Source organism: Treponema endosymbiont of Eucomonympha sp. (genome assembly GCF_001028545.1).
The window spans coordinates 1-454 of record NZ_BBPW01000629.1 but is presented as its reverse complement, the minus strand read 5'-3'; the positions used below and the strand labels follow the sequence as shown (position 1 = coordinate 454).

Genomic DNA, 454 nt, shown 5'->3' with positions numbered 1-454 from the left:
CCTCCGCCGTCTTAGACTTATTTCCTTTGTTGAAGACGAGGCTCTGCATGATGATAATCTTTTCCGCTTCTTCCAGCGGAATGTTCGCCGGCACCGCGACAGCCTCCGCGCCGCCGCTTTCGGCGATTCCCGGCGGCAGGTCGTCCGCCGTGATGATATGCCCTTCGCACATGACCACCGCGCTTTCAATGCAGTTCCGAAGCTCCCGTATGTTTCCGGGCCACGGGTATTTGTACAGCGCCGACCGCGCCCGCGCGTCGATTCCGTCGATTTTCTTGCCGTTTTCCGCCGCCGTCTCGTTCAGGAACGCCGTAACCAGCAGCGGAATATCGTCCCGGCGCTCGCGGAGCGGCGGCAGGTGAATCTGCACCACGTTGAGCCGGTAGTATAAATCCTCGCGGAACCGCCCCGCCTCGATTTCCTTCTTTAAGTCGCGGTTTGTCGCGGCGACAAT

The 454-nt window shown here is 60.1% G+C and carries 1 protein-coding gene; it reads right to left on the bottom strand.

Going from position 1 to position 454, the window contains the following annotated elements; translation table 11 throughout:
* A partial coding sequence (locus AWU74_RS08385; RefSeq protein WP_162505112.1) for an AAA-type ATPase lid domain-containing protein occupies positions 1 to 454 on the bottom strand: 454 nt, incomplete at both ends.